The 24,344-nt window shown below is 57.1% G+C and carries 19 protein-coding genes and 2 CRISPR repeat arrays; of the genes, 3 read left to right on the top strand and 16 right to left on the bottom strand.

The window, feature by feature from the left end; translation table 11 throughout:
- Positions 1-7 precede the first annotated feature (7 nt).
- From ACKXGA_RS11295 to ACKXGA_RS11285, 3 genes are all read left to right on the top strand, one after another.
- Positions 8-1,108, top strand: coding sequence for a Trm112 family protein (locus ACKXGA_RS11295; RefSeq protein ID WP_423729519.1), 1,101 nt, complete (start codon positions 8-10; stop codon positions 1,106-1,108).
- Positions 1,109-1,121: 13 nt separating this feature from the next.
- Positions 1,122-1,916, top strand: coding sequence for a TPM domain-containing protein (locus ACKXGA_RS11290; RefSeq protein WP_238078250.1), 795 nt, complete (start codon positions 1,122-1,124; stop codon positions 1,914-1,916).
- Positions 1,917-2,011: 95 nt separating this feature from the next.
- Positions 2,012-3,052 carry a YeiH family protein gene (locus tag ACKXGA_RS11285; protein ID WP_215666122.1) on the top strand — a complete coding sequence of 347 codons (1,041 nt, stop codon included), beginning with the start codon at positions 2,012-2,014 and terminating at the stop codon, positions 3,050-3,052.
- 130 nt (positions 3,053-3,182) lie between these two features.
- Here ACKXGA_RS11285 and ACKXGA_RS11280 read toward each other — a convergent pair whose 3' ends face one another.
- The 16 genes from ACKXGA_RS11280 to ACKXGA_RS11205 form a co-directional block, all read right to left on the bottom strand.
- Positions 3,183-3,650, bottom strand: a complete 468-nt coding sequence (locus ACKXGA_RS11280; RefSeq protein ID WP_187115648.1) for a GNAT family N-acetyltransferase — start codon at positions 3,648-3,650, stop codon at positions 3,183-3,185.
- Positions 3,651-3,812: 162 nt separating this feature from the next.
- Positions 3,813-5,159: a dicarboxylate/amino acid:cation symporter gene (locus ACKXGA_RS11275; protein ID WP_423729518.1), complete on the bottom strand. Its 1,347-nt coding sequence runs from the start codon at positions 5,157-5,159 to the stop codon at positions 3,813-3,815.
- 172 nt (positions 5,160-5,331) lie between these two features.
- Positions 5,332-5,847, bottom strand: a complete 516-nt coding sequence (locus ACKXGA_RS11270) for a PTS sugar transporter subunit IIA (RefSeq protein WP_035393390.1) — start codon at positions 5,845-5,847, stop codon at positions 5,332-5,334.
- 126 nt (positions 5,848-5,973) lie between these two features.
- Entirely contained in the window at positions 5,974-6,996 is a 1,023-nt protein-coding gene (locus ACKXGA_RS11265) for a threonine aldolase family protein (RefSeq protein ID WP_097772945.1), read from the bottom strand.
- A 124-nt stretch (positions 6,997-7,120) separates the two neighbouring features.
- Positions 7,121-7,880: a CRISPR direct-repeat array (repeat unit 29 nt; unit sequence AGGATCACCCCCGCATGGGCGGGGAAAAG).
- Positions 7,881-7,972: 92 nt separating this feature from the next.
- Positions 7,973-9,406: direct repeats of the CRISPR family, unit length 29 nt.
- 32 nt (positions 9,407-9,438) lie between these two features.
- Entirely contained in the window at positions 9,439-10,314 is an 876-nt protein-coding gene (cas2e, locus tag ACKXGA_RS11260; protein ID WP_423729517.1) for a type I-E CRISPR-associated endoribonuclease Cas2e, read from the bottom strand.
- Between the two features lie 2 nt (positions 10,315-10,316).
- Entirely contained in the window at positions 10,317-11,276 is a 960-nt protein-coding gene (cas1e, locus tag ACKXGA_RS11255) for a type I-E CRISPR-associated endonuclease Cas1e (RefSeq protein ID WP_423729516.1), read from the bottom strand.
- Positions 11,269-11,910, bottom strand: coding sequence for a type I-E CRISPR-associated protein Cas6/Cse3/CasE (cas6e, locus tag ACKXGA_RS11250; RefSeq protein ID WP_423729515.1), 642 nt, complete (start codon positions 11,908-11,910; stop codon positions 11,269-11,271). Before cas6e ends, cas1e begins: the two co-directional genes overlap by 8 nt.
- 6 nt (positions 11,911-11,916) lie before the next feature.
- Entirely contained in the window at positions 11,917-12,630 is a 714-nt protein-coding gene (cas5e, locus tag ACKXGA_RS11245) for a type I-E CRISPR-associated protein Cas5/CasD (RefSeq protein ID WP_423729514.1), read from the bottom strand.
- Positions 12,631-12,632: 2 nt separating this feature from the next.
- Positions 12,633-13,706 (bottom strand): type I-E CRISPR-associated protein Cas7/Cse4/CasC, encoded by a 1,074-nt coding sequence (gene cas7e / locus ACKXGA_RS11240; protein WP_117505578.1) that lies wholly within the window; start codon positions 13,704-13,706, stop codon positions 12,633-12,635.
- A gap of 1 nt (position 13,707) precedes the next feature.
- Positions 13,708-14,331 (bottom strand): type I-E CRISPR-associated protein Cse2/CasB, encoded by a 624-nt coding sequence (casB, locus tag ACKXGA_RS11235; RefSeq protein ID WP_117535588.1) that lies wholly within the window; start codon positions 14,329-14,331, stop codon positions 13,708-13,710.
- Positions 14,328-15,971 carry a type I-E CRISPR-associated protein Cse1/CasA gene (casA, locus tag ACKXGA_RS11230; RefSeq protein ID WP_423729513.1) on the bottom strand — a complete coding sequence of 548 codons (1,644 nt, stop codon included), beginning with the start codon at positions 15,969-15,971 and terminating at the stop codon, positions 14,328-14,330. The genes casB and casA overlap by 4 nt, the downstream gene beginning before the upstream one ends.
- Positions 15,958-18,720: a CRISPR-associated helicase Cas3' gene (gene cas3 / locus ACKXGA_RS11225; protein ID WP_423729512.1), complete on the bottom strand. Its 2,763-nt coding sequence runs from the start codon at positions 18,718-18,720 to the stop codon at positions 15,958-15,960. Before cas3 ends, casA begins: the two co-directional genes overlap by 14 nt.
- 699 nt (positions 18,721-19,419) lie before the next feature.
- On the bottom strand, positions 19,420-21,003 hold the full coding sequence (locus ACKXGA_RS11220; RefSeq protein ID WP_423729511.1) for a C69 family dipeptidase: 1,584 nt from the start codon (positions 21,001-21,003) through the stop codon (positions 19,420-19,422).
- A gap of 348 nt (positions 21,004-21,351) precedes the next feature.
- The gene (locus ACKXGA_RS11215) at positions 21,352-21,966 is read right to left on the bottom strand and encodes a DUF6661 family protein (protein ID WP_117476470.1); all 615 of its coding nucleotides are present in this window, start codon (positions 21,964-21,966) and stop codon (positions 21,352-21,354) included.
- On the bottom strand, positions 21,953-23,014 hold the full coding sequence (locus ACKXGA_RS11210) for an AAA family ATPase (RefSeq protein WP_117476471.1): 1,062 nt from the start codon (positions 23,012-23,014) through the stop codon (positions 21,953-21,955). Before ACKXGA_RS11210 ends, ACKXGA_RS11215 begins: the two co-directional genes overlap by 14 nt.
- A gap of 103 nt (positions 23,015-23,117) precedes the next feature.
- Positions 23,118-24,326, bottom strand: a complete 1,209-nt coding sequence (locus ACKXGA_RS11205) for an AAA family ATPase (protein ID WP_117476472.1) — start codon at positions 24,324-24,326, stop codon at positions 23,118-23,120.
- Between the last annotated feature and the right edge of the window lie 18 nt (positions 24,327-24,344).

Genomic DNA, 24,344 nt, shown 5'->3' with positions numbered 1-24,344 from the left:
CTGACGCATGGCTGAAAAGACAACGAATTATCAGTGCCCGGCCTGTACCGGCCCCCTGCACTACGATGGTGCCAGCGGCAAGCTGGTCTGCGATTACTGCGGCTCGGCCTACGACGTAAAGGACATCGAGGCCCGCTACGCCAAAAAGCAGGCCGCTGCCGACACTGCCGCCGAGGGCGATGCCAAAAAAGCCGCCCGCCTGCCCCGGCAGGACAGCCCGGTGTGGAGCGAGGCCGAGGCGGAGGGCCTGAACAGCTACTCCTGCCCCACCTGCGGGGCCGAGCTGGTCTGTGACGAGACCACCGCCGCCACCACCTGCCCCTACTGCGGCAACCCCACAGTGCTGGGCGGCAAGCTCTCCGGCAAGCTGAAGCCGGAGTACATTCTGCCCTTCAAGCTGGACAAAAAGACCGCCATTGCCCAGCTGACCAGATATTACAAGGGCAAGGCCTTCCTGCCCAAGGCGTTCAAGAGCCAGAACCACCTCGCAGAGATCCAGGGCGTATATGTTCCCTTCTGGCTCTACGATGCCAAGGCTGACGCGCGCGGCCGGTACGAGGGCCAGAACTCCGAGAGCCACCGCGAGGGTGATTACATGGTGACCACCACCCAGCACTACGATGTGCGCCGCGAGGGCTCGGCCGCCTTTGCCAAGGTGCCGGTGGATGGCTCCAGCAAGATGCCCAACACCCACATGGATGCCATTGAGCCCTTTGATTACGGTGACCTGAAGCCCTTCTCCACGGCCTACCTGCCCGGCTATCTGGCCGACCGGTATGACGAGGATGCCGATGCCTGCGCCGAGCGCGCCTACCGCCGGATGTACAACTCCACGGCCGATGCGCTCCACGCCACCACCGGCGGCTACAGCGAGATCCACCCCATTTCCGAGAACATCAACGTGGATATGACCCACGCCCACTACGCCCTGCTGCCGGTCTGGATGCTCCACACCCGGTGGAAGGACAAGGACTTCCTGTTCGCCATGAACGGGCAGACCGGGCGGCTCATCGGTGACCTGCCGGTGGACAAGAGCCGGGTGGCCGCGTGGTTTGCGGGCATCAGCCTGCCCCTGATGGCAGTGCTGGCGTTCCTGCTGTTGCTATAAGGGGGGTGGCAGAATGAAACACACTGCAAAACGCTTTGCCGCCCTGCTGGCCGCACTGGTGCTGGCGCTCTGCCTGAGCATCCCCGCCTTTGCCGCCGCACCGCTGGTGCGGGACGAGATGGGCCTGTTCGATGCGGATACTTACAGCCAGCTGGAAGCCTCTGCCGAAGCCGCCAGCAACGGCCACGACTGCGACGTGTATTTTCTGGTGGTGGACAGCATCGGTGACACCGACCAGCGCCAGTACGCCAAAGATTACTACCTTGCCAACGGTCTGGGCAGCGGCTCTGAACAGAGCGGCATCCTCTTCCTGCTGGCAGTCGGCTCCCGCAAGTATGTCACCATCACCTACGGCGGCGGCGTGACAGCCTTTACCGATTACCGCATTGAGCAGATCGAAGATGCCGTTGTTCCCTATCTCTCGGACGACGACTGGGCCGAGGCCGCCTCCGAGTACCTCTCCATGTGCGCCGACACGCTGGATTTCTACGCTGAGCACGGCGAACCGCTGGATGTTGACAACGACACCAGCGGCTGGCCCATCCTGCTCCTCATCGTCATCGGCGTACCCATGATCATTGCCGGTATCGTCTGCGGCGTGCTGTACAGCCAGATGAAAACAGCCCGGCTCAAGACCGAGGCCAACGATTACATCGGCGCAGGCTTAAAGCTGCGGGTGCAGGTGGACAACTACACCCACACCGACCGTGTGCAGGTCTACGACCCGCCCCACGAGGAGAGCAGCAGCTCCGGCGGCTCCTCCGTGGACAGCGACGGCTTTGGCGGCTCCTCCGGCGGCTCGTTCTGAGCGCCCTTTTCTCCAGCAATAAACCACCGGTTCTGCCGGTGGTTTTCGCTTGTTTCTATTTCCGTGTAACATGCAAAAGAAAGGAAACCCAACGAATGTCAAAGAAGATCACCGCCCTGATCCCCGGAGCCGCGCTGGCACTGGGCATCGCCTGCATCGCCAAGTGGCTGGAAACGCTGGAAAGCAGCGCCGGGCTCCACCTCATTGGTGCATCGGTCATCGCCCTGTTTATCGGCATGGCCATCAATGCGTTTTTCCAGCCCAACAAAACAACCGCGCCGGGCATCAAATTCACCTCTAAGAAGGTCCTGAAATTCGCCATCGTCCTTCTGGGTGCCAGCCTGAACATCCGCACCGTGCTGACAGTGGGCCGTTTTTCGCTGACGGTCATGCTCTTCACCCTGGCCACCTGCTTTGGACTGGGCGCGCTGATCGGCAGAGCGCTCGGGCTCAACTGGAAAACCAGCAGCCTGATCAACGCCGGGACCGGCATCTGCGGCGGCTCTGCCATTGCCGCCATTGCACCGGTGATCGAGGCCGATGACATGGACATCGCCTACGGTATGTCCGCCACCTTCCTGTTCGATACGGTGATGATCGTTGTGTTCCCGCTCCTCGGCCGGTGGCTTGGGCTTTCCGATGCCGCATTCGGTCTCTGGGCCGGTACGGCGGTCAATGATACCTCCAGCGTTGTAGCCACCGGCTACGCTTTCAGTGAAGCTGCCGGCGACTTTGCAACGATGGTCAAGCTGACCCGCACGCTGGCGATCATTCCGGCTGTTCTGGTCTTTGCCGCCATCAACCTGCACCTGAAAAAGAAAGAGAGTGCTCAGGCCAACGGTGTCAAGGTGCGCATCCGTTCCATTTTCCCCTGGTTCATCCTTGCGTTCCTTGCCATGTCCCTGCTGACCAGTCTGGGCCTTCTGCCCGCCGGGCTGGTTTCCGGCCTGAAGACCATCAGCAAGTTTCTGATGGTCGCGGCTCTGGCGGCCATTGGTCTGAACACGAACTTTAAATCGCTCTGCCGTTCCGGCGCAAAACCCATGCTGCACGGCTTCATCATCTCCACATTGGTCGTTCTGGTCGCCATTGGTGTTGAGTACATGATCGGCATTGCACCCTACGGCACACTGTAACGCTCCTGCCAGCTGAATTTTCCCACAAAGAAAGAGCAGTGCTCTCCAATGGGTCCCCCCACCGGAAGCACTGCTCTTTTATTGTTCCGCTTTGCTCCACAAACGCGAAGTTGTCTGTCTGATTTCTTCGTCAATTTTTTTCATAGAATACTATATCCATTTTTTCGTTTATATGCTCAACCTTTCCAGTTTGAACATATCCCATTTTCTCATATAGATGTAGATTTCCCTTTTCTTGTAAAATTGTATCCAAACACCAATGGTCAGAACCATATATATTTTCAAGTTCAATCATTGCTTGTTGAGCATATCCTTTATTGCGAAATTCACCCATAATCCAAATTGGCGAAATTCTTTTTCTACTTCCATCGTTTTTATTAACTATTCGTACTGCACCAACAACTATATCATTCTCAACGATATAATAATAAGTTGTCCAAGGCTGTTCAAATTTAGCGATTATTTTTTCTAAGCTTTCAGTTGCCGGACTCATATCGAAATCTTGATATTTATCTAAAAGCTCTGTAAATGCCTCTACTTGCATTTTCCAGATGGTTTCTATATCTTCTCTCGTTGCTTTCTTTAATGTGATAGCCATTATCCTTCTCCTTCCTGTAATCGGTCGCACAAATCCCGAGTTATTGAACTGAGCCGAGTATACCACACTCTCCCCACAAATACTACCACACAAAAAACTCCCATGCTCACATCGGAAGATGCTGTGCATGGGAGTTTTTGCTGCGCCTGTTACGGCGTATTGTTACTTATTGAAGGTCTTCTCGTTCAGCAGGCCCTCGCTCTTGGCAACGCAGATGCTGGCAACTGCATCACCCACCACGTTCAGGGAAGTGACCAGCATCTCGATGGGGCGGTTGATGGCCAGGATCAGGGAGTAGGCCAACAGAGCGCCGTCGTTGACGAAGCCCATACCAGACAGGATGGTAAACAGGATGACAGCCCCAGCGCCGGGAGCGGCGGGGGTGCCCACAGATGCCAGCAGGGCCAGCAGGGCGACCACGACCAGCTGGCCGGGGGTGACGGTGTAACCGGCACAGCCTGCAATGAACACGGTGGCAATGACCTGCATGATGGCGGTGCCGTCCATGTTGATGGTCATGCCCAGCGGCAGGACGAAGGAAGCGATGCTCTCATCCACGCCGAACTCTTCCTCGCACACCTTGATGTTCAGGGGCAGGGTGGCGGCGCTGGAGGAGGTGGAGAAGCCAAACACTGCCACGTTGGCGATCTTGCGGATGAAGGTGAAAGGGTCCAGCTTGGCACCCAGTGCAATGACCAGCGGGTAGGCAATGATCAGGAAGGCCAGCAGCAGGACCACCGTGACCACCACATAGACCAGCGCGGGCTTGAGGTAATCGATGCCGTAGATGGCGAAGGTACGGGTCAGCAGCACAAAGACTGCAAAGGGGGCAAAGTTGCTGACGATGAAGTTCAGGAACACGACCACCACATCGTTGACCTCGCCCAGCAGGCGGCGCAGGGTCGCGGTGCGGCTCTCGCCCAGGGTGTTCATACTCAGGCCGATGGCCACTGCCAGGAACACGCTGGAAAGCACAGCGCCATTGCTGCCAAAGGCAGTGATGATGTTGGAGGGGATGATGTTCAGCACCACGTTCAGGGGGTTGGAACCGGTGGAACCGCTGGCTTCTGCCAGACCCTCGATGCGGGTGTTGAACAGGCCCATGGAGTAGGTGCCGTAGCCCACACAGCCTGCCAGCAGCAGCGCCAGGAAGGAGCACAGCAGGAACCAGAACAGGGTCTTTGCGGAAATGCGGCCCATGGTGCGGGTGTCTGCAATGCTGCCGATGGCCAGCGAAATGGAGGTAAAGACCATGGGGATGATCACCAGCTGCAGCGCCTTGATGAAGAGCTGGCCGATGATGTAGAAGATGCCAAAGGAACGCTCAGCGCCCTCGGCGGTGATATCCTGGAACAGCAGGTTGTTGATGGTGGTCCAGGTCTGTGCCTGACCGCTGGCGTTCAGATGCTCCCGCAGGAACATAAAGGCCAGACCTGCCACCAGGCCGCAGACCAGAGAGATCGCCATGCGTTTTGCAAGGGATAATTCGTGCTTCTTTTTTGTTTCCATATCCTTTTCCTCTCACAGTACCGGTTTTTGGCTCACACTTTGCCTACTCTAGCACAACTCCCCCTGCAATGCAAGAGAAAATCGCGCAAAATACAGCTTTTTTCGTAAATAAGTACGACTTTTCTCCGCAAAAATCCCCCGAAAGCACTCTGCCTCCGGGGGATCTGCTTACTTATTTCTTGAACTTGAACACCGGCGTGCCAGCGGCAGCATCGCCGTTTGCAACAACACTGATCTCCGGCAGGTCATCACTGTTGGTCACGATGAGAGCCGTTGCAGTGGGGTGGCCTGCGGCGCGGATGGCTTCCAGATCCACCTTCAGCAGCGGGGTGCCGGCCTTGACCTTGGCCCCTTCTTTGGTCAGGGAGGTAAAGCCCTGTCCCTTCATCTCCACCGTGTCCATGCCGACATGGATCAGCAGCTCAATGCCGTCATCGCTCATCATACCAACGGCGTGCAGGCTTTCGGGCACCTGCGTAACGGTGCCGTCAAAGGGAGCATAAACGGTGTCGCCGGTGGGCTCCACGCCGCAGCCGGGGCCCAGGATCGCAGAGGCAAAAGTCTCGTCAGGCAGCTGCTCCAGCGGGATCACCTTGCCGTCAATGGGAAGCATGACCGTCATCTTCTGGCCGGAAAATTTCGTCTCGGATGCGGCCTTGCCGCCAAAAAGCTTGTCAAAAAAGCCCATAATACAAACCATCCTTCCACGGTACACAAAGTGCAGTCTTTATCCAGTTAAGAATAGCATATCCGCGCGGGAAATACAATCTGCATCCTGCACAAAGAGACGCACCGCCATTTGGCAGGTGTGCCCTTACATCAGCTCCAGCAGCTGCTCCACCTCTTCCATCCGGGTGGCCCAGCTGGTGGCAATGCGGACAACGGTGTGGGTATCATCGTACTTCTCCCAGAAGCCGAACTTGGCCTTGCCTTCCAGCGCGGCCAGCTGCTCGTTGGACAACACGATGAACACCTGATTCGTGGGCGAATCCATGAAGAACGAATAGCCCTTTTCGGCCAGTCCCTTCTTGAGCACGGCGGCGGTCTCAATGGCATTTTTGCTGATGGTCTGGTACAGGTCATCGGTGAACAGCACATCGAACTGGATGCCCAGCAGACGGCCCTTTGCCAGCAGAGCGCCCTGCTGCTTGACCATGGTCATAAAGTGAGCCGGTGCGCCGTGGGGGAACACAACTGCCTCGCCGCAGAGCGCACCCACTTTGGTGCCGCCGATGTAGAACACATCGGTCAGGCGGGCCACATCGGCCAGCGTCACATCGGTGCCCTCGGCGGCAAGACCATAGCCCAGACGGGCACCGTCCATAAACAGCGGCATGTGGTACTTATGGCAGACAGCGGACAGCGCTTCCAGCTCTGCCTTGGTGTACAGGGTGCCGTACTCCGACGGGTGGGAGATGTACACCATGCCCGGGAACACGAGGTGGTCCACATTGCCATCGGCATAGAAGGTCCTGCACCAGTCCTCAACCGTCCCGGCATCCAGCTTGCCGTTGGTGTGCGGCAGGCCGATGACCTTGTGGCCCGTGAACTCGATGGCACCGGCCTCGTGGGCAGCCACATGGCCGGTGGATGCGGCCAGCACACCCTCCCAGCGGCGCAGCATCGATGCAATGACGATGGCGTTGCTCTGGGTGCCGCCCGAAATGAACCAGACATCGGCATCCGGTGCGCCGCACGCCGCGCGGATCTTCTCCCGCGCACTGGCGCAATAGGGATCGGTGCCGTAGCCGGAGACCTTTTCAAAGTTGGTCTCCACCAGCTTCTGTAAGATTGCCGGATGCGCACCCTCGCAGTAATCGTTTTCAAAATACAGCATATACTTTCCCTCGCTCTGCATTCAAGATAAACCTATTATCTGCTTTTTGCGCAGGGTTGTCAATGTGGAACCCCCGCGTGGGCGGGGAAAAGGCCATGGATGCCATCAGACAGCAGTAGTAGTAGGGATCACCCCCGCGTGGGCGGGGAAAAGCGGCAGAACCTTGGGCCGCACACGGCCAGAAAAGGATCACCCCCGCATGGGCGGGGAAAAGAACCAATTTAACAGGAAAGGTGAACAGGGGTCAGGATCACCCCCGCATGGGCGGGGAAAAGTGTTCGCTTTCATAAAATAGGAAAAATTAGACAGGATCACCCCCGCATGGGCGGGGAAAAGCGGCAGAACCTTGGGCCGCACACGGCCAGAAAAGGATCACCCCCGCATGGGCGGGGAAAAGCAAAATACAGAGCAGAATCTAACCAAAGTTAGAGGATCACCCCCGCATGGGCGGGGAAAAGTCTGTCGGGCCTGAAGAAAGGCCCGGCGTTCAAGGATCACCCCCGCATGGGCGGGGAAAAGCAATTTTTACACTATTTTGCGGATTCAGTTGAGGATCACCCCCGCATGGGCGGGGAAAAGTTGATTTTCGTTCACCTTTTGGATTATACTACAGGATCACCCCCGCATGGGCGGGGAAAAGACATCAATGCCGCAATGGACAGCGGTGTATTTAGGATCACCCCCGCATGGGCGGGGAAAAGCACAGATAAGGCTGGTGAGTGCTGGTGATGAAAGGATCACCCCCGCATGGGCGGGGAAAAGCTGAGCAATTCCACACGAAACCGCTCCATCATGGGATCACCCCCGCATAGGCGGGGAAAAGGCGGAACTGACCGTAGCGGTGATCTCCGCCATGGGTTCACCCCCGCGCAGGCGGGGAAAAGCTGGAATAGGCACCGTCCTTCTCGGCATTCAGCGAATCACCCCCGCGCATGCGGGGAAAAGCCGAACAGCAGGCGTATGAGCAGTTGCAGAGTGGGATCACCCCCGCGTGGGCGGGGAAAAGACATCCGAAATTGGAGCAGGGAGAACGCACCGGAGATCACCCCCGCGTGGGCGGGGAAAAGCTTTCCCGCAGGGTGTCCACGTAGTCGTAGTAGGGATCACCCCCGCGTGGGCGGGGAAAAGATTCCGTCGTGGCAAAATAAATACCCGCACCAGGGATCACCCCCGCGTGGGCGGGGAAAAGTCACTTTTTTACCGTTTTGTGATTTTGCTTGTAGGATCACCCCCGCGTGGGCGGGGAAAAGATAGCAGCACGCAGGGTGATCTGGATGTTCTTGGGATCACCCCCGCGTGGGCGGGGAAAAGGGCCATCGAATATGCTACAGCAGACCTTTGATAGGATCACCCCCGCGTGGGCGGGGAAAAGCTGACCAAAGAAATGGCCGATCTTGCTGACTGGGGATCACCCCCGCGTGGGCGGGGAAAAGAAAATCAACTGAATCCGTAAAATCATGCAAAAAGGATCACCCCCGCGTGGGCGGGGAAAAGAGGCTGGATGCGGGCCACAGAAATCACACGCAAGGATCACCCCCGCGTGGGCGGGGAAAAGGCGGCAACCTTCCGGGCCGTGTGCGGCCCCAAGGGATCACCCCCGCGTGGGCGGGGAAAAGCCTGCGGGCGGGCAGCACCGCGCGCCCAAAAGGGGGATCACCCCCGCGTGGGCGGGGAAAAGGTCTGCGCTGGTCTGGGTATGCGCAAAACCATGGGATCACCCCCGCGTTGGCGGGGAAAAGACGAAATTGATATTGTTGTTCAGGTTCCGTCTGGGATCACCCCCGCGTTGGCGGGGAAAAGCCAGCCGTCCCGGCTTGCTGTTTGAAATTCCCAGGATCACCCCCGCGTTGGCGGGGAAAAGTGGTAGTTGGTATTAGGTTGGTTCGCACCCCTAGGATCACCCCCGCGTTGGCGGGGAAAAGCGGAAGCCTTTGTCCGCAAGATCGCAGCCGGGGGGATCACCCCCGCGTTGGCGGGGAAAAGTTGACACAAAATTTAGATGCTGCTCGCTTCTCGGGATCACCCCCGCGTTGGCGGGGAAAAGTTCGGTTTGTGCTCTTATTGGCCGTTCTCGTGGGGATCACCCCCGCGTTGGCGGGGAAAAGTCGTTGGCAGCCCACACGGCAGTGATGGCATTGGGATCACCCCCGCGTTGGCGGGGAAAAGTTCGTTCAGGCCACGGCATCCGCGGCGATGTAGGGATCACCCCCGCGTTGGCGGGGAAAAGGTAAGTGAGAAAGGAGCAACGGCATGAAAACTGGGATCACCCCCGCGTTGGCGGGGAAAAGGCATACTCCTTGCAGGCGGTATAGGCCTTCTGGGGATCACCCCCGCGTTGGCGGGGAAAAGAGTCCGCCACCGTTGAGGAGGCAAAGACCATTAGGATCACCCCCGCGTTGGCGGGGAAAAGACTAAAAAGATCCCATAGAAGCGGCATTTTTATCAGTGGGCCGATCCCGTTTCATTCAGTTTTGCATAGACCTGCTGGATCAGGCGGCAGTCGGGCAGGGCGCGATGGGTCTCCTGCTGGGCAACCTCAAAATGCCGGGCCAGCGTGAGCAGCTTATAGTTCATCACCCCCGACACCTTACGGCGGGCAAGGGGCAAAACATCGATGCTGCGGTTGGTAAGCAGGGGTCTGTCATTCCGAATGCAGGCCGCACGCAAGAAATCGAGGTCAAATTTCAGGTGATAGCCCACCAGCGTATCTTTGCCCACGAATGCGAGGAACGCCTCCAGCGCGGCCAGCGGTTCCATACCGCCGCTCCGCTCCTCCGGTGTGATGCCGGTGAGCTTTGCCACCACATCCGGCAGAGGTTCTGTGCCCCGGACAAGGGCCGAAAATTCTTCGGCAGGCTGACCATCCCGCACACGGAGAGCGCCGTATTCCACAATGGCATCTGAGGCGGCGTTCAGACCGGTGGTTTCAAGGTCGATCACGGTGTAGCTTTCTTCCTTGGCAGGGGCGGCGGCTTTCTTCCGGGCCATCTTCTGAGCCATCTGGCGTTTGGCCGCGTTGCTGAACCCCGGTTTGAGATCAGCCGCCGGGGCCTGCGTCCGGGGCAGCGGGCGGCGCATCAGCTTGATGCCCTCGAAATCAACGGCCTCCCAGCTGGTGTTGTGGGTGCGGAAATCCATCCGCTGTTCGTTGTTGGTGTTGAACACCAGCGTTGCCTGCCCATTTTTCAGGTTTTCGCAGACGCGATCCCAGATGGCATCCCGCACACGGCTGCTCACATTGCCCACATACACGCCAGTGTTGATCTCGCACAGCCACTTGGACAGGTCACCCCGCAGGCTGGGCGGACAGTTTGTCATAGTCAGGACAACGATGGCTCCTCACCTTCTTCCGCATCGAAGTAGTTTACGCCGTTGGCAACGGTGCCGATCTTGCTGTCCCAGAGATAGACCGCTTCCGGTTCCGCCGCCTGCTCCTCTTCGTTCAGGAGCAGCCAGCGGACATCGTGCACCATCCGCTCCAGAATATGATGTTCCACCATGGCATCCCGCACACGGCGGCGCATAACGGAGGGCAGATCCTGCGGAGCCTGCGCCGCCACCTCGAAGGCCAGCGGGATGACCACCTCGGCTTTGTACAGGTCGGCGATATCGTACACAAAAGAGCCCTCGTGCTTGACGTGGACAAATCCCAGTCCCGGCGCGCAGCCCAGCGCAGTGATGACCGCAAAGGCCAGGCCATACAGGCAGGCCGTGCCCGCCGAAAGTGCCTGATTGACGAGGTCTCCTGCAGAAAAATCATTGGGGTCATACACCCGGCCATTCCATTTGACACCGGTGGCCTTTGCGGCCTTGCGGTATGCCGTGCGCACCCGGCTGCCCTCCCGGCCCCGGAGCTGCTGGGTGGTCAGACGGGAAACATCCTCATCCGGGAAACGGAGCTGGTACATTTTGCGCACCACTTCCAGATGCTCCCGCTGGTTGGAAAAGCGCTCAGCCTGCCGTTCCAGCAGGCGGGAGTGCTCACTCAGGGCACGGCCATGGGCGTAGAACCGCACGCCATGCGCCCCCACCCAGACCGCTGCCACACCGGTATCCCCCATCAGCTCCATGGCACGGTGGGTCACACGGGTGCCGGGCCCCAGCAGCAGGACAGAGATGCCCGCTGCCGGAACCTGAACGATTCCCTTTTCATCCGTTACGGTAATGGCTCCATTGTCCCGGCCAAGGGTGCAGTGTTCCAGATACAGAAAGGTCATCCGGTCCCGGAGCTGCGGCAGCGCCTGCCGTTCGGGCCGCGCAATGCCCGGCATCTCAGCCATGGTCTCCTCCCCTGTGGATGATGGTCATCAGGCCAAGGCCATAGGCCTTGCCCCGGCCAACACCCTCGCACAGCAGGGCCTTGAAGGCCTCCGGGTCCGTCACCTGCAGAACACCCTCGTAGGTCACAACCAGCAGGGTAACGGGCCGGGTGCCGTTTTTCTTGAAGTGATAGGTCTGCTTCCGGGTCACTGCGAACGACCCCTCCGAGACGGCAAAGCCGTGCTTTGCGGCCTGCGCCCACAGCCATTCCTCCTGCTCCACCTCGAGATAGCAGGGTTTCAGGGTTCCCCGGGCCGTATGGTCGGCAGTGTCTTTTTTGCTGCGGGTGGGGTTGGCAGTCAGGCGGAACTGCCAGCAGCTGCCCGCTGTCACCCGTTCCAGCAGCGGGTCATAGGGCCGGGTCTCCGGGGGCGCACCGGTGCCAAACTGCGCACACAGGGCGGTCAGGTCCGGCCGTTCCTCACTGAGCAGGAGCAGGTACAGTTTTTCTCCCAGCTGATCCAGCCGCCACAGCCTGCGGCGGCGCGCACCGGCAAAAGCGTTTTCCACCGCACCATGGAATTTCTGGGGCGAGATCAGCGCCACCATGGTCTCACGGCGAGTCGGGTCAAGTTCTGCGCGGGATAGATACATGATTCCTCACCTCAATTCTGCCATTGCGTCATGTTCGGTCGCGCCGGGCATTTCCGGCGGGTTTGTGTTCCACTCCCGCACTGGGCGGAAGCCGTACTGCCGGTGGATGGGGCTGAACGACATCGCCAGATCACGCCGGGGCACGGCAGCAGCATCCGCCGGGTCCGTGTCTGCCACGATGCGCAAGGGGGCCCCATTCCTCTGTTTCACCAGCAGCGGTTCGGCCCGCAGGGTATCCAGCAGTTTCCCGGCCCGGAGGCCAAGGCAGAGCGGCAGGGTAGGCGGGCAGGAACGCCGCCCCAGATACAGCGGGTAGACCGGATGTTTCAGGGCCGTTTCCAGCTCCTGTAACAGGGCGGTGTCCTCGCTTTCCAGCCCCACCAGAAAAACTGCATCCTGCAGGTAATGGCGGTAGGTCACATAGGGAGCTTCCGGCTTTTTCCCTTTTTCTCGGTTTTCTTTCTGCTGGCGCTCACTCAGCCGGTTGGCGGTGTGGAAATCCACCAGCAGGCTGCCCTCCCGGTCAGCACGGACGGCAAAGTGCAGGCCGTTCAGCCGGGCAAGGCCTGCGGCATCGTCCCGGCGCAGGCCCAGAGCCGCCGCCAACAGGCCAATGACACCGCTTTTTGTGGGTTCCCGGTTCGTTTTGCGGGTCTCAAATTTGGAATCCGCACCCCACGATTGCAGGGGCGCGGCCAGCCGAAGCAACAGCGTTGCCATGGTCACACCTCATTTCCGGGCAGCTTCTCCTTTACGGCACGTTCCAGCGCGGTGAGCATCTGGTTCAGGGGCATGGCCGGGGCCAGCTCGTCCAGCCCGATGCCCACAGCAAAGCTCTGGGCCGGAGCATCCGCATAGCAGGCATACACCTGCTGCGCGTATTGCTTCAGCGCCGTCTTGGAGGGTTCCGCATAGCCCTCGGGGCTCTTGCGCACCGGCTTTTCAAAGGCACCGCAGAGGTTCACAGGCTGATCCTCCCGCAAGGTGACATAGACAGCATCCGGCAGGGTGCGGTTGGCAAAGCTGTTCTGCTTTCCGGTGGGCATGGAGCGGATGAAGGCTTCGCCGAACACCCGGACAGCCTGGGCTGCCTTTTCAGCCCCCAGCAGGTGCACCAGTTCCACCATGTTGACGGTAGCATAGCGATACAGGGTGGAAGAGTTGTACTCCACCGTGCCCAGATGGCCCGCGCCTGCCGAATCCTCCGGGGCACAGTCATCCACGGCGGTGAAGTAATCAAACTCGTTCTGTACGGCATGGGTAGAGATGCTGTGGGCCACCTGAGCGGCGGCATCGTAATTCAGGGAAGGATCGCTGGCAACCATCCGACCGAACAGAGCCATATCCACCGAAGGGTTCTCCTTCAGGGCCTTTTTGTAGTCATCCTTCTCCTCGCAGTCCTCGGCGGCCAGCCGGGCCAGCGCCCGGGCCTGGGCCGTGCTCAAAAAGAGCAGGGCGGCGTTGTTGTCATCTTTCAGCTTGATGCCTGCATTTTCCAGTGCCTTTTTTGCATCCTTTTTCAGTCTGGCATCGTCCAGTTCAGGAGCCAGTGCGGCCAGTTCCCCGACCACAAGGTCAGTTGCTTTCAGGGTACGTTTTCCGGTCTCGACCATGTCGGCCATTTCTTCGGCAAACATTTTGCGGATCGCGTGCTTCCACGCCTGAGAGGATACCCGGGCGCGGGTGGCACCGCCATAGACAGCCGTCTTGGGGCTGCCGGTATCGTCGCGGTTCACACAGCTGGGCGGCACAGTTTGCAGCACATGAAAATCAACATACAGACGCTTGGTATCCATTTCAATTCTCCTTTTCTTCGGTTTCAGGTGTGTCGGCGTTCATCTGGTAGAGGTCCCTGCCCCACTGCAGGCGGACATTGGCTGCCTGATCCGGGAGCTGGAACCGGTACAGCTCCACAGCCAGCCGGGGGTAATCCAGTTTCAGCTTCGGTTCATTTCCCCGGAACAGCTGCACCATCCCCCGGAGGTAGTGGGACACCTCGGGCATGGAATCCGCTGTGGCCAGTGCGTTGAACCGGCGCAGGACGCTGCTCTCGGTCCAGTCCTGCGCGGCAGCTGCGGAATTCTGGGCCAGCAGGCGCACCGCCCTGCCCAGTGTGCAGCCCTTTTCATTCATGGAAACGTTCTCTTCTCCCTGCTGGTGCAGGGCGTAAAGAGTCAGGGCAAGGTAGACCGCCCACTCGGCTTCCGATGGTTCCCGGCACTCTCCTGCCGCCGTTTCCCTGCCCCAGAGCTCTTTGGGCAGTTCCTGCAGAAAGCTGCCCCACAGCGCCGGCAGGTCGCCGGGCTGATGCCCAACGCCCCGGCGCAGCTCTGCCAGCCGGGCACGCCGCTGGGGTTTGGGCAGGCTCCACAGCCCGCTCAGCTGTCCGGCCACATAATCATGGATCGCATCCGTTATCATGCTGTTCCTCCTTCTTTCTTCGGGTAGAGCTTCCGCAGATTGTACAGGAAGCTATTGTAGGCCTTGGGGGCCGTATACAGAACGGTTTTCTTTTCGTCCTTTTTACCGCCTGTTTTCACCTCGACCCTATGGCCCACAAAGGCGGCATTCCCGGCCCGCTCCACCATCTGGCGGCCCAGCTCTGCGACCAGTTTGCGGGCTTTCTCCTGCCATTCATCGGCTTTTTCGTCCAGCTTGTCCGTTTCGGGGTCAATGCTCTGCAGCCAAAGCCGGAACGGCTGGTCGATGGTAAAGTAGAACTGGGTGCGGGCGGATTCCGCGGTCGTATCGTTCTTATCTCCCGTCGCAAGGGAAAGCTCCCAGGCAAGGCGGCCGACGCATTGCGCGGCCCGCTCGCAGCGCCCGATCTCATCCCGGATGGGCACTGTCCAGCGCCGTCCCAGTTCTCCCAGCAGCGCGGCCTGAAAGGTCAGGCTGTCACTGAAGGAATCGTTCACAAAGAAATCCTTATCGCCATACTTCATGCCGCTGATGGCAAAGCGGATCAGCCGCTTGCGTTCCAGCGGACAGTCCGGGTCATTTTGAAGCATTTCCACCCAGCGGACAACGCCGGGCCTGCGGACGCTTTCCCCTTCCTCACAGAACACTGCCGGAAACTCCCGCCAGAACTGCTTTGCCGGGTCGTGACGGCTGGGCACAAAGGTGACCTGCCCGGTCTTTTTGCTCTTTTTGGCATCCGGGTCACGCCAGACGGTCATCTGTTCCGCAAATGCATTCTCTCTTGCAAAGAAATCGCCGCCCAGCAGAGAAAATCCGGTCACGATTTCCCCCTCTCGGTCGAGCAGGAGCCGCCGGGATTGCAGGGTCAGCAGCTGTGCAGGATTGTCCGGCAGGGCGATTTCTGTGCGCTCTGCACTGTGGGGCTGTTCCAGTTCCCAGCAGGGATGATTCTCCCCCCACAGCTTCACGCCATCCTGCAGCAGGGTCAGGTTCAGCATCAAAGTCTCGAACAGGTTGCTGCCCTGCGCCTGAATGTACCCCAGCTTTCCCAGCCAGCCAGCGCCCACCGAGGGCAGACCCTTGCCCTTGGGCTTTGCAGAGGTGTCATCGTAGCCATTCACACTCAGCAGCCACCGCGCTGCCTGTGCATAAGTCAGGCCCTCTTTTCCTTCGCCCGCATAGGACGAGAATAACCGCAGCTTGTTGCTGCTCTCAGAAAGCTCCCCGTTCAGCTTGGAAGCGGTGTATTCTGTGCCGATCTTCGCTTCCGGCACCTGCCAGAAGGGGCGTTCCGGGTGGAAAAGCCAGAAGCGGTCCCGCCACTGCTCCAGATAGGCCCGGATGGGCACTTCCGGAAAATGCCCCAGCCGGTACAGCTCCTCCCAGCGGATCAGGGCATCGTCCGTTTCCTCAAAGGGGGCCGGAGTACCGTTTTCATCCACCCGGGAAAACACCGTGTGCAGAACCGCCAGCAGCAGCCGCAGCATGGCGGCATCCTGCGTGGGCAGTTCTCCGGCCAGGTCGCGGTATTCGTGGGCGTGCAGCAGGGCATCCGGCAGAGAAACTTCCTGCACGGTATAGTCCTGCCCGCGCACCCGCACCCAGCGTTCCTCCAGCAAATTATACTCAATTTGCTTCATTCTCTTCCTCCTTCCGGTAGGTCAGACCGTTTTCACGGTCGTATTGCAGCACCTGCCCGGCAAGCTGTGCGGTCAGGTGGTCATCCAGCAGTAAGATCAGTTCTCCCCGCAGCAGCGGCGACTGCTGCCACAGCCCGAACACTTCCCTGTTCCGGGCTTCCAGTGCATCGATGGTCTGTTCCACCGACCACCGCTTGCTGAAATATCCGGGCAGGCGCAGCTTCTGCCGTGCAATTTGAAGCGCCATCTCCGGCTGAGGCGGCTCGTCCGTGGGCACGCAGGCACCGGGATGCCCCGTTTCATCGGGCAGGAAGCGGACATTCCCCGCCGCATCCCGCATCAGCACCAGCACGTCAATGGAAGGGTCGCCGTCACGCACCGCCGCGCGGGCACCGTTGTCACTGACCGCACCCACATCATCCATCCAATTGTCCAGCGTATTCCGGGAAGGGCGCTTTCTGTGCTCTTCTGGCGGCAGGATGGTAAAGGTCTCTGCCTTGCCCATTTTAATTTGCTGGGCCTTTTCGTACTCCGCCCGGGCCGCCATGCTCTGCGGGCTGGCGGGCAGAGGGTCGGGCTCCCAGCCATAGACATCCTGCACCAGCAGGGCAATGTCATGGGGCAGGGTGATGGCGGTGGGCAGGAACTTGCGGGTGCGCCAGAGCAGCCATTCCCCGTAAACCGCCTTGCTGCCCTCGTCGAACTCCTCCGTCCCAGTGTCCAGCACGGCACAGCGGGCCTGCGCCACCGGCCGGGGACGAGCCCGCCCCTCGTGGCGGTGCAGTCGTCCGACACGCTGTAAAAGCAGATCCATGGGGCAGAGCTCTGTGACCAGAAGATCCAGATCGATATCAAGGGATTGCTCGAGCACCTGCGTGCCCACCACAATGAGCTTATCCCGCTGTTCCGGGGTGGAGTGCTTGCCGATGCGCTTCATCAGCGCCTCTTCTTTGGCGGCACGGTCGGGCATAAGGAACTGAGCGTGGAATACCACCACCTCAAACTCCGGCAGTTCTGCCCGCAGACGGGCCGCAATGGCCTGCGCTTTTTTCACGGTATTGACGATCACGCCCGCACAGCCGCCCTCCCGCAAGGCACTGCGCAGAGTGTCAGTCAGCTGTTCCTCGGTCAGCGGGAATGTCTCCACTCTGCGTGGTTCGGTTTCCAGCGGGATGGTCGTCTGCTCCACCCGTTTGCCGTCCGTCCAGGTCAGCAACGGGTAGCCCCGGCAGGTCTGCCACGGGCCGTCCGGAGCAGTTCTTCCATTCAGGTAGGCCCTGACCAGCTCGACCCGGCGCTTGGCGGGCAGGGTAGCGGAAAGCAGGATCACCGGTACTTTGTACCGGCCCAGCCAGGTCAGCGCCCGGTCAAGATAGCAGTTCATGTAAGCGTCATAGGCGTGGCACTCGTCAATGACCACCACCTTGCCCGCAAGGCCAAGGTGGCGCAGCATCACATGTTTTTGCTGTAATGCCGCCATCAGCAGCTGATCCACCGTGCCGATGACAAAATCAGCCAGCAGTCCCTGCTTATTGCCCCGGAACCATTGATGCACCATCACCCGGCTCTCCGGGTCAGCATCGGGGTCTGCTTCCAGATCCTCCTCCACCCACACCGTGTCCTGCTGCAATCGGAGGTAGGCCTCGTTCAGTTCGGCCATGCCGTGGGCCAGCTTGATGGAGTGCTCCAACCCATCCGGCTGCTTTTCGGCCCATGCCAGCAGCCGCCCAAAGATGCCGTTGGCGGTGGCCTGGGTGGGCAGACCAAAGAAGATTCCGCCCTCGCCGCCGTGCTTGGCTAAAATCTCTGCCGCACCCAGCGCGGCCTCCGTCTTGCCCACGCCCATCTGTGCTTCCAGAATGAACATCCCCGGTTCCTGGGCCTGGCTGACAGCTTCCAGCATGGCCCGCTGGACTTCGTTGGGCGGGAAGCCGAACCGTTCCGCAAACGCCCCCGGTTCCGTCACATCCGACTGCACCTCCCACGGAGAGGTCAGGTCCAGCACTTCCCACGCTCGATCGACACGGGCGGGATACAGGGTATCGCTGCCCACCTCTTCCACAGGGATGAGCGGAAAGTACCGGGTATTGCTGGCGACCCAGTCCGCCATGATGAGCAGGCCGGTCAGCAGGATCTCAGCCGGGATGGTCAGCTGCGGCAGCTCGTCCACGCTGGAAAAGCCGCTTTCCTGCAAGGCGTAGTCAAACAATTCCCGCCAGCAGCTCTCCCAGAATTTCTGCTCGCCCTCGGGCCAGTAGTTAGATTCCCAGCAACCTTCTTCCTCATCGCCCAGCTGGTCAAGTACGTCCTTCCCGGTTTGTGGCTTGCCATGGTGCGCTCCTGCTACCGATGCAAGCCCATTGGGGCATTTCAGCCACCGCAAAATGGCCTCACTCGCCAGCGCGTGACGTGAATACTTGCGGTTCTGTTCCCGGTAACTGAGCGTTGTGTATTTTTCCAAGCGCTGTCTGGGCTCCGGTAGTTGTGCCATGATAGGACGCTGGAAATTTGTGGAAGCCTTTCCAAGATCATGGACCAACCCCAGAAAGCAGGCGGTCTGTGTCAGCAGATCCTCGTCCAATCCGATGTGCTGACGGACGCTTTCCGGCAGCCACCTCTGCACCAGATATACCATAATACCCGCCGTATCCCGCAGGTGCATCCAGAGCGGCAGCCAGAAACCGCTGTTCACCGGGTCTGTTTTGCCTGCAAACAGCCGCACTTCGTAGGGAATACCTCGTTGTTTCATCCTGTTCCACCTCCACTGCAGTCAGGAAAATCGCTTTTTCCGCATCATCGGGTTTTCTCTGAGGATAGAATAGCATGCGAAAAGTCCTATAAAGCGGATGTTTGCTGCTTTTTTCAGGTTTTTTTCAGTTTTTTCGATGTTTGCCGTTTTTCGGCTATTACCCCCGCAAGGCGGGGAAAGTGTTGCTCCCTATCAAGCATTCGGAGCACATCCGCTGATGCAGATCACAGAGACATCACATATCAAGCATTATTCTAAATCTCTGTACACCAATATTACACCTTTTTTCCCAACTTTACAAGCGGATCCTTCCGATTCAGCAAATGACACAAAAACCGCCCCGATTTTCTGTTACGGAAACCGGAGCGGTTCGATTGCGTTACTTGTGCTTTTTCAAGCGCTCACGCAAAACCTTGCGGGGGTTCTTGATAGCAGCCTGAGCGGGTGCCAAAATTACAGAGCGTTCGGAGTAACGATGATACGTTATTTGTGAATTTCCAGTGTGTTTTACCCCATCTCCGCAATGATCTTCTCCAAATTTTCTTCCCGCAAAGAGAATTTCGGCAGTTCTGCCTTGTCATATAGAACGAATGGGCGGCGTTTGCAAGGAGCAGTCATACACAAAACGCCCCCGGCTTCCTGTCATGGAAACCGGGGGCGCTGCGGTTTTATGGGAAACGCCTCAGGCGCTGCAAAGCCTCAGTGCAGCAGGGAGCTGACCCATGCCCGGGCGGCCGTCTTGGCCTGGAGCTTGTTGTACATCTTCAGGGTGGTGTTGTACACCTTCTGGCTCATGGCATTGCTGGCGTTGGTGGCGGCAGCCTGCTTGGCCTCCAGCGTGTCGGCGGCGGCAACGGCGTCCTTCATATCGGCGTAGTCGGCCATGATCTCCTGCTGGAGCGCGGCATAGCTGGCCTTGGCTGCAGCCTGATCCTTTGCGGTGACCTGATTGCCATTGCTGCCGTAGGTCAGCAGGTTGGAGAGGGCGTCACGCACGCCGTAGAAGGAGTCGGTCCAGTCGTCCGGGTAGGTGTAGTAGCGGCCCTTGGCATCCTGATACCAGACGCCCTCGGTGGGCTGCTCGTCGGAACGGGTGACCTTATGGACCGAGACCTTGTAGACATCTGCGGTGTCGGTGGTCAGCATCGGATAGTAAGGGACGAAGGCGTTGTACACGTCGTCGTCAAAAGCGGTCCACTCGGTAATGGCGGTGTTCAGATCGCCGGTGGCGCTCACCTGGAACAGATGAGTCTCCACATTGCCCGTCTTGCCGATGGGCTCGGTCTGAAAGAAGTGGATGGAATCCTCCACCGAGAACTTCTTGGTCAGCTGGATATTGGAGTAGACCGGGACGATGGCACCGTTCTCGCCGACGTTGCTGATGGCAAAGTCGGTCTCACTGTAGTTGTCCTTTGTAAAGGTGTCGGTGCCGTACAGGTAGTTCAGGCCAGCTGCCATGCGGTCCGATGCGATGTCGCCGTTGTAGGAGGCATCCAGGTCGATGATGTTGGCAGCGGCATCGCCCACAAAGGTACCGGCCTTCTGGGCCACGGAGATCAGGTTGGCAGAGGCCACCACATGGTCGGTGTCATCCAGATCGATCTTGCCCATAGCGGCGATGTTGGGCTGCATGAAGACCACGCTGGAGGAGAGCTTCAGGGCAAGGTAGGTGTGGCCCGTCAGGTTCTCCACGAACCAGGTCTCGTTCTGGTCGGCAATGAACACGCCGGAGCCACCGGCTGCACCGGCGTTGTCGTAGATGGAGGTCAGCAGGGCAACACCCTCGCGGGCCGTGGAAGCTTCGCTCAGCAGCACCGTGGTGATCTCGGCTTCCTCAATGCCGTTGTCCACATAGGGGTCTACGCTCAGCACGGCGTTGGTGCCGTAGAGAGACTCGGTGGCAGAGACCATGACCCCCTTCTCGTTGGTGCCGGCCTCCTCATAGGGGGTGTGCTCGTGGGTGCTGTCGCAGTCCGGGCAGACACCCAGACCGTTGTCGTCCCGGCGGGCGGTATAGCGGTAGCTGTCGTGGGTGAAGGTGTAGGTAAAGCCGTAGCAGCCCTCGTACACCTCGCCCGCGGTGTGCTTCCCGGCAGGGCTGACGTTGAACAGCTTGTTGTAATCGTTGGTGCCCAGATCCTCGATCCGGCCAAACATGGTGGTGCCGTCCTCGGTGAGGTCGCTGCCGACATAGAGTGCCGTGCAGGCGAAGGCGGAAGGAACCACGGCAAGCGTCATCGCACAGGCGATGAAAGCCGCAGCAATTTTCTTCTTCAAAGACATAATAGTATCGATCCCTCTCTTGTTGATTGTCGGCATTTCGTCGGCAGGTGTCATAATACACCCATTTTAATGAAAATGCAAGTATTTCCCCGAAATTTTAGCATATATTCATTTTTATATGGTATATATTCATACCGCGTTTTCCATCTGCCCCTCCGTGAGCGCAAAAAACCGCCCCGATCTCCTGTTACGGAAACCGGGGCGGTCATATACTTTATTTGTGCTTTTTCAAGCCCTCACGCAATTACTTGCGGGGGTTCTTGATCGCAGCCTGAGCGGGTGCCAAAATTACAGAGCGTTCGGAGTAGCGATAGAACGTCATTTATAATTTTCGTCTTTTTAGTTCTATCACGGCATTCTCTCCACATGATAAAGTGCATGTTCGTCTTTTCGATAAGTATTAATATCCTCAACCGACACTTTACAGTTTAACCAGTCCAATTTCGTTTCAAGTGTATCTCTAATTCGCTTCATAATCGCAGACTTTGGTCTTGTATCGGAACCAAACGTTCCTTCAAGAAATAGAACAACAAAAACATCTTTGTTACGCTGCACTATTTTATCTTCCTCCAAAGCTTTCGCATACGGAATCAAATCCTTTGCCTTATATCTCGGACGATACACATCGCCATAGGTCTGCGCTCCCAGAAGGCACGAAATCGTCAATGCCACTTTATATGCAACTTCATTATCCAAACTCTCTCTACCAGTTGTGTTTACTGTTGTTAGGGTAGTAGTCACTTTTTCATCATTGACTGCTATCCTCCAACGATTATCCGCCTCATTTCCGGTACAGTCCTTTACCTCTAGCAACAGCAGGAACTTATCTGTATCGCAGATAAAATCCACTCCCTTGGCTCCAGATAACTTATTAAAATGAACCTTGTAAAACTCCGTTTCATCAAACTTAATCGCTTTTTCACCCGGAAATGTAAATTGCAGATTTCCTTCAGTTAGCACCATAAATCAAGTCCTGCTCCCGATTATACAACTCGTCAAACTCTTCCATAATGGAATTACGGTCAAGATCTCTCAGTTCTTTCCCAGTTTCCATTGCAATTTTTCCGTTCTCTGCATGATACAGCGAAATAAACTGTACATCTATAGGCTTGCCTTGTGGATATTTTGCCATCAGATTAAAACTTTGCATAGTAAAATAATCATGTGTCGTAACAAAAACTTGTACACCTGCTCGTGCAAGCGCACCTAATGCTTGCACAATTGGTTCTACCATTTTCGGATTCATATTCGTTTCTGGCTCATCCCAGAACAGTACAGATCCTTTTCCAAGGCTTCCCGACTGAATTAGATAGACAACCGTTGCCAACTTTTTATAGCCTTCGGATACAAGCCCCATTTCAAATGAGCCCTCGCCCTCTACATTCAGATAGAATTTTTTATCTTTTTGGACAATTTTTCCCTTTATACTATCTTCAAATTTTGAAAGGACTTCATTCTGCTCGCTGGTATACGCACCCTTTTTCAGCGGCTTATCCAGTAGCTTCGTGAGGTCGGAATACATTTCTTCAAAGTCAATATGATACTCTTCATACAAACTCTGGAAATGTTCTGTTGCCGAAATCATCTCCTTGGGCGGAAGATATACAGGATCACATAGTTTACTTTTTTCTGAATGCCGCACTGAAACATCCGCATGGTTTTCTCTGCGGCTCCCAAAAGAAACCTCTATGATATCCCCTTCTGCGGTACAAACCTTCATTTTGGTATTCTTTGGTGCACCACGTCTGCGACTGGACATTCGTCCAATCTTTTTTTCGTCCGGACGAAAAACACCCACCATTTTACCAACAATCATATCCTCTTGCTGCATCTGTGTGCATTTCAAGAAATCGCTACGTCCGTATGGCTTTACAAGCGAATACATAGCTTTTAGCAAAGTAGTTTTTCCGGTACTATTTTCACCTAAAATCACATTGATGTTCGGAGACCACTCCACGTCAATCGAATCGAAAATCATAAAATTTTCTAATGTAAGTGTCTTGATTTTCATAGGTAACGTTCCTCTCCAACATGCGATTTTCAGAATTCCATTCTGTCTTGGCTCTTATTATAGCCGATTTTCTAGTGAAATAAAAGGAGCTGTGGCAATAATCCTAAAAATTTTCAGCAGTTTTCATCCATTCATAAGCAACATACTGGTCTGCACCATATCGGCCTTCCAGATATTGCTTATCAAAGGCCGCTGTGCTCTTGACGCGAGTATTATCCTCCTGCCGGAACTCATAAAGTGAGTAAATTTCGCTTTCATGATTATCATTCATTGCGGCAAACCAAATCTCATCGCGGCGGAAGACCGTATTCTTCATCGTGGTCAGGTCGTGAGAACTGAACAGCAGCTGTGCGCCCTTCTTGTTCAGTTCCGGGTTCTTGAACATCTGAATCACATACCGAAGTAGCTTCGGATGCAGCTTGGCATCCAGTTCGTCCACAACTACCGTGCGGCCTTCCTGCAATGCTACCATCAGAACCGGCAGAGCCGCAATCATCTTCTTGGTGCCATCCGACTCTGCTTCAAAGGGAAGCTCATAAACTTTGCCATTGATCGTTCTCTGTGTGAACAGGTGCTTACTATCTTCATCATAGCGGTAGCCGGACAAATCAATGCCCACATCATTCAGCGCATGAATCAGGCTTTCCTTGGTCGCTTCATTCTTGGACACCAACACAATGTTTTCCGCTCTGGGGTTCGCGTAGCTCTGCGTAATACAGGATTCAAACCAATTCTGCACTTCTGCAATCACAGGAATATTATAATTGATTGCCAAAAAAGAAAGATACGGCATCTTCGGGTTGACGTCCAAGTTGATGCTCGCCTTACTGATACTTGCACCCAATTCAATCTTCTGGCCATCTCTCTCAAAAATCAGACCCGTCTTCTTGCCGCCAAGAGTGCGCCACAGCAGAGACTCAAAAACAATTTCTTCCTTGAGCGAAATATAATACTGGTACTCCTTCTCGCCTACACGGAAAAACACCTGAAAAATCGTAGGCTCATTTACAGAGCTTTCATCCAGCATAAAAGGAGCCACACTGCTGCCCTGCTGGAAGATCATAGGCTGTCGATTCTTCTCCAGCGCATGGATTGGCTTTACAACAAGGTTAATCAGGCAAAAGAATGCCTGAAGCAGATTTGTCTTACCGCCACCATTAGGGCCATAGACCGCGCTGACCGGAAGCAAATCTTCCGCTTTCTCCTGCCGAATCAAGGCATCCTGAAACTCCGGAATTGCCATTGCACGGAAATCAAATGTCGTTTCATCCTTATAAGACTTAAAATTCTGAAAAGAAAACTGGCAAAGCATTCTTTCAACTCCTTTCTG

Origin of the sequence: Faecalibacterium hominis (ex Afrizal et al. 2022) (genome assembly GCF_049545105.1) — a bacterium.
GTDB lineage: Bacteria > Bacillota > Clostridia > Oscillospirales > Ruminococcaceae > Faecalibacterium > Faecalibacterium duncaniae.
Note: the sequence above shows the minus strand (reverse complement) of the source record. Positions and strands in the feature narration are given on the sequence as shown.

Excerpts from the sequence above, each read along its gene's own strand:
- ACKXGA_RS11295 (WP_423729519.1), top strand. The coding sequence starts at position 8 with ATGGCTGAAAAGACAACGAATTATCAGTGCCCGGCCTGTACCGGCCCC.
- ACKXGA_RS11275 (WP_423729518.1), bottom strand. The coding sequence starts at position 5,159 with ATGGAAACAAAAAAGAAGCACGAATTATCCCTTGCAAAACGCATGGCG.
- cas3 (WP_423729512.1), bottom strand. The coding sequence starts at position 18,720 with ATGAAACAACGAGGTATTCCCTACGAAGTGCGGCTGTTTGCAGGCAAA.
- cas7e (WP_117505578.1), bottom strand. The coding sequence starts at position 13,706 with ATGGATACCAAGCGTCTGTATGTTGATTTTCATGTGCTGCAAACTGTG.
- ACKXGA_RS11270 (WP_035393390.1), bottom strand. The coding sequence starts at position 5,847 with ATGGGCTTTTTTGACAAGCTTTTTGGCGGCAAGGCCGCATCCGAGACG.
- ACKXGA_RS11220 (WP_423729511.1), bottom strand. The coding sequence starts at position 21,003 with ATGTCTTTGAAGAAGAAAATTGCTGCGGCTTTCATCGCCTGTGCGATG.
- ACKXGA_RS11210 (WP_117476471.1), bottom strand. The coding sequence starts at position 23,014 with ATGAAAATCAAGACACTTACATTAGAAAATTTTATGATTTTCGATTCG.
- ACKXGA_RS11290 (WP_238078250.1), top strand. The coding sequence starts at position 1,122 with ATGAAACACACTGCAAAACGCTTTGCCGCCCTGCTGGCCGCACTGGTG.
- ACKXGA_RS11215 (WP_117476470.1), bottom strand. The coding sequence starts at position 21,966 with ATGGTGCTAACTGAAGGAAATCTGCAATTTACATTTCCGGGTGAAAAA.
- cas2e (WP_423729517.1), bottom strand. The coding sequence starts at position 10,314 with ATGACAAACTGTCCGCCCAGCCTGCGGGGTGACCTGTCCAAGTGGCTG.
- ACKXGA_RS11280 (WP_187115648.1), bottom strand. The coding sequence starts at position 3,650 with ATGGCTATCACATTAAAGAAAGCAACGAGAGAAGATATAGAAACCATC.
- cas6e (WP_423729515.1), bottom strand. The coding sequence starts at position 11,910 with ATGTATCTATCCCGCGCAGAACTTGACCCGACTCGCCGTGAGACCATG.
- ACKXGA_RS11265 (WP_097772945.1), bottom strand. The coding sequence starts at position 6,996 with ATGCTGTATTTTGAAAACGATTACTGCGAGGGTGCGCATCCGGCAATC.
- cas1e (WP_423729516.1), bottom strand. The coding sequence starts at position 11,276 with ATGGCTGAGATGCCGGGCATTGCGCGGCCCGAACGGCAGGCGCTGCCG.
- casA (WP_423729513.1), bottom strand. The coding sequence starts at position 15,971 with ATGAAGCAAATTGAGTATAATTTGCTGGAGGAACGCTGGGTGCGGGTG.
- casB (WP_117535588.1), bottom strand. The coding sequence starts at position 14,331 with ATGATAACGGATGCGATCCATGATTATGTGGCCGGACAGCTGAGCGGG.
- cas5e (WP_423729514.1), bottom strand. The coding sequence starts at position 12,630 with ATGGCAACGCTGTTGCTTCGGCTGGCCGCGCCCCTGCAATCGTGGGGT.
- ACKXGA_RS11205 (WP_117476472.1), bottom strand. The coding sequence starts at position 24,326 with ATGCTTTGCCAGTTTTCTTTTCAGAATTTTAAGTCTTATAAGGATGAA.
- ACKXGA_RS11285 (WP_215666122.1), top strand. The coding sequence starts at position 2,012 with ATGTCAAAGAAGATCACCGCCCTGATCCCCGGAGCCGCGCTGGCACTG.